General features: G+C 41.7%; 4 protein-coding genes, 4 tRNA genes and 1 rRNA gene. All 9 read right to left on the reverse strand.

Features of this window, described 5'->3' with window-relative positions; genetic code table 11:
* On the reverse strand, positions 1-99 hold a 99-nt coding region (locus VT06_RS16440), incomplete at its 3' end, for a GTP-binding protein (protein WP_046555319.1).
* Between the two features lie 70 nt (positions 100-169).
* Positions 170-245: transfer RNA gene (locus VT06_RS16445), tRNA-Thr, on the reverse strand.
* 11 nt (positions 246-256) lie between these two features.
* Positions 257-331, reverse strand: a tRNA-Gly gene (locus tag VT06_RS16450).
* 25 nt (positions 332-356) lie between these two features.
* Positions 357-441, reverse strand: a tRNA-Tyr gene (locus VT06_RS16455).
* 5 nt (positions 442-446) lie between these two features.
* Positions 447-522, reverse strand: a tRNA-Thr gene (locus tag VT06_RS16460).
* Positions 523-633: 111 nt separating this feature from the next.
* Positions 634-1,329 carry a type III pantothenate kinase gene (locus VT06_RS16465; protein ID WP_046555422.1) on the reverse strand — a complete coding sequence of 232 codons (696 nt, stop codon included), beginning with the start codon at positions 1,327-1,329 and terminating at the stop codon, positions 634-636.
* A complete protein-coding gene (gene birA / locus VT06_RS16470) occupies positions 1,330-2,313 on the reverse strand; it encodes a bifunctional biotin--[acetyl-CoA-carboxylase] ligase/biotin operon repressor BirA (protein ID WP_046555423.1) in 984 nt (327 codons plus the stop codon).
* Positions 2,306-3,316, reverse strand: coding sequence for a UDP-N-acetylmuramate dehydrogenase (murB, locus tag VT06_RS16475; protein ID WP_046555424.1), 1,011 nt, complete (start codon positions 3,314-3,316; stop codon positions 2,306-2,308). The genes birA and murB overlap by 8 nt, the downstream gene beginning before the upstream one ends.
* A gap of 177 nt (positions 3,317-3,493) precedes the next feature.
* Positions 3,494-3,582: ribosomal RNA gene (gene rrf / locus VT06_RS17670) — 5S ribosomal RNA — on the reverse strand; the annotation flags it as partial.

Genomic DNA, 3,582 nt, shown 5'->3' on the forward strand with positions numbered 1-3,582 from the left:
AGTGATAGCAGCTGTCAGTGTAGTTTTACCGTGGTCAACGTGGCCAATAGTACCTACGTTTACATGCGGTTTTACGCGTTCAAATTTAGCCTTAGCCATAAGTAACCCTTATTAAACAAAACGGCGATTTAAAAAATTGATTTGTGCGAGATACAAGAGGAAAACGTTATGGTGCTGATACCCAGAATCGAACTGGGGACCTCATCCTTACCAAGGATGCGCTCTACCGCCTGAGCTATATCAGCATTTACATTTTTGGAGCGGGCAGCGGGAATCGAACCCGCGTCTTCAGCTTGGAAGGCTGAGGTAATAGCCATTATACGATGCCCGCGGCCTACTCGTAGCTATTTGCTGAATGGTGGAGGGAGAAGGATTCGAACCTTCGAAGGCAGTGCCGGCAGATTTACAGTCTGCTCCCTTTGGCCACTCGGGAACCCCTCCACTAATGGTGCCGCTTATCCGAGTCGAACGGATGACCTACTGATTACAAGTCAGTTGCTCTACCAACTGAGCTAAAGCGGCACTACGTCAGTGGGTGCGAATTCTAGTAGAATGGGGGGAGCGGCGCAACAGGTAAAATCAAAAAAAATGGTTTTTCTTGCCTAACCGCTCAATTACTGTGCAAATAGTACATTAGTGGTCAATATATTGGGCCAGGCCTTGAAATATCAATAAAGGCTCAATAGTAAGTGGCAACTCAGTAAGGTAATTCTGTAGATAAAAAGCATCACCCCCTGTTAATATAATTCGTTCTGCTTTGTTTAACTGCCAGCCTTGCTGAATAGCACCAATAACTGCAGCCAAACAACCATTTTGCAAGCAGGCGATAGTATCATTACCTGGTACAATTTCAGCAATCATGTCGTTTACATTAAATACTTTAGCGGTTTGCTGCACTACACTTTGTTGTTGTAAGCGCAAACCAGGCAAGATCCAACCACCTTGGTGTAAACCTTTTTGATCCATCCAGTCAATAGTTAATGCTGTACCTGCATCAATAATCATCATGGCACAATTACTAAATAACAGTTGAGCACCTAACAAAGCCAGCCAGCGATCTACGCCCAGTAAATGTGGCTCTAAATAGCAATTGGTAACACCAAATGCCTGAGTTTCAGAATTTACCTGTTGCCAAGGTAAATGATCTAATGACAAGTTGTCTTTTAATGTAGTTAGCCTGGTGTCGTTTGCCACACAAGCGAAATAAACCGCAGTAAGCGGTAATTCACGTACTATTGTCGCGGTTAAATGGGGCAATTCAGTAATATTCCCTGCATCAAATAACGCTGCTTTTTCTCGGGTATTACCGATATCCAGTAATAAATACATCTATTCTCCCGCTCGTAAACTTAATTCGCCACCATAATAAATTTCTGTTGATTGTGTAGTTTCAATAATAATACCACCCTGATGATCTACTCCCCGGCAAATTCCAAATATTGGCGTTTTAGCCATAAGGTATACTTGGCGATTAGCATATAAATCGTGTTGATTAAACTCGCTAATAAAGGGAGAAAAACCAGTCGTATTGAATTCTTGCAGTATTGAGACCAGATAACTCTGCAATTGAACTATTAAATTATTGCGGTCAATCTGTTGTGTTGACGCCGTTCTTAGATCGGTAAAAGGTTGTTCAATATGTTCATTGCTTTGCGCTGGCATGCCAACATTTAAACCAATACCTATTACAACATCGCAGGCCGCATCAAGCTGCCCAGAAAGTTCTACCAAGATGCCAGCAAGTTTTTTTTCATTTATATATATATCGTTTGGCCATTTAACTTTAGCATCAAGCTGATAGCGTTGCTGCAGCAATCGACAAACCGCTAAGCCAATAACCAAGCTTAACCCCATTGCAGCTTGCGCGCCCTGCTCCAGCCGCCAATAACAAGAAAAGTATAAATTTGTACCGTAAGGTGAATACCAAAGACGTCCACGCCTGCCACGACCTGCTGTTTGTGCTTCTGCTACAATAACAGTACCTGAGTGCATTCCTTGTCCGGCTTGTAGCCGTTGCAAAAGCTGGCAATTAGTAGAGTCTGTAATATGTTGCACCAGGATCTGAGCACTTCCTGCAGCTTGGATTTTCTTAATTTTGTTAGCATCAAGCAATTCAATAGCATGCGCCAGTTTATAACCCCGACCTTTCACGCTATAGATCTCCAATCCATGCAGCTTCAGCTCATTAAGATAATTCGCCACTGCGGTACGGCTAATGCCTAATTGTTCTGCTAACCACTGGCCTGAATAAAAATGACCATCAGCAAGGTAATGCAATAATTGACGCTGACAGAACAAACTACTTTTAGACATATTGCTGACCATCACTTTTGAGCAGTCTAACCTCAGGCTCTAGCATTATATTATAAGCTTTACTCACTTTTGATTGAATTAATGCAACGAGTTCTAACAAATCTTTTGCTTGTCCAAAGCCATAATTAACTAAAACTAATGGTTGTTTAATATAACAACCAATATCGTTTTTTCGGGTACTCTTAAAACCTTGCTGATCTATAAGCCAGGCGGCGGGTACTTTAACTTTAGAAGTACTTTGTAGGTAACCCGGTATTGTTGGGTAAATTTGCTGTAATTTTTTATAGTCTAAAGTGCTTATTACCGGGTTTTTAAAAAAACTACCACAATTAGCTAATTCACGATAATCAGGCAACTTACTATTACGGGTGCTTATTACGCGTTGGAATATATCTTTAATATTAGCAGTTGCTGGCAAGTCATCCAAACCCTGATAACTCAGAACTGGCTTAGCAACTTTTGTTAAGTTAATACCTACAGCTATGATAATACCCTTACCGACAAGCTGATGTTTAAAAACGCTATCCCGGTAACCAAAATGACAATCATCGCTAGTAAACCGCTGTACACTATTTGTTTGCCAGTAATAAAAGTCTACATAGGCGCAGACATCGGCCAGCTCTACACCATAGGCTCCTATATTCTGCACTGGAGCAGCACCTACAGACCCTGGTATTAATGCCAGGTTCTCTATACCCCATAATTGCTGTTCAACTGCCCACCAAACCAGTTGATGCCAATTATGACCAGCTTCAATATGTAATAAACAACTTGCATCATCTATCCAGTGCTCAGCAATAGTAGCGCCAACAAACCGTATTATCGATTTGGTTTGTGCTTCAAGAAAAATGGTATTACTACCCTCACCTAAAACCAGCGGTGCAGAAGAAGTGTTTAGCTGCGTTAAATCATCTAAACAACTTACTTCAATTACAGTAGCCAAGCGTGTTTTCAGACGAAAAGTAGAATAAAGCTCTGCTGGTTGATCATGAAGAATATGCATAGTAAAACCATTGCAAAAACAAGACCACATTGTAAAGCTGAAAAATCGCTAAAGCAAATTAGCATAGGTATTCAGAGGGGTATGTAGATAAGTCATCCGCGCTGCGCAGTACTAACATTGCACAGCCAATAAAAAAGCCCCAGCTCTTACGAGAGGGGCTTATTTACTGAATTGGGAGCCTGGCGGTGTACTACTCTCGCATGGCGAATGCCACACTACCATCGTCGCAGCTGCGTTTCACTTCTGAGTTCGGAATGGGATCAGGT

This window comes from Arsukibacterium sp. MJ3 (assembly GCF_000987765.1).
In the GTDB taxonomy this organism is placed as follows: Bacteria; Pseudomonadota; Gammaproteobacteria; order Enterobacterales; family Alteromonadaceae; genus Alishewanella.

Excerpts from the sequence above, each read along its gene's own strand:
- murB (WP_046555424.1), bottom strand. The coding sequence starts at position 3,316 with ATGCATATTCTTCATGATCAACCAGCAGAGCTTTATTCTACTTTTCGT.
- VT06_RS16465 (WP_046555422.1), bottom strand. The coding sequence starts at position 1,329 with ATGTATTTATTACTGGATATCGGTAATACCCGAGAAAAAGCAGCGTTA.
- birA (WP_046555423.1), bottom strand. The coding sequence starts at position 2,313 with ATGTCTAAAAGTAGTTTGTTCTGTCAGCGTCAATTATTGCATTACCTT.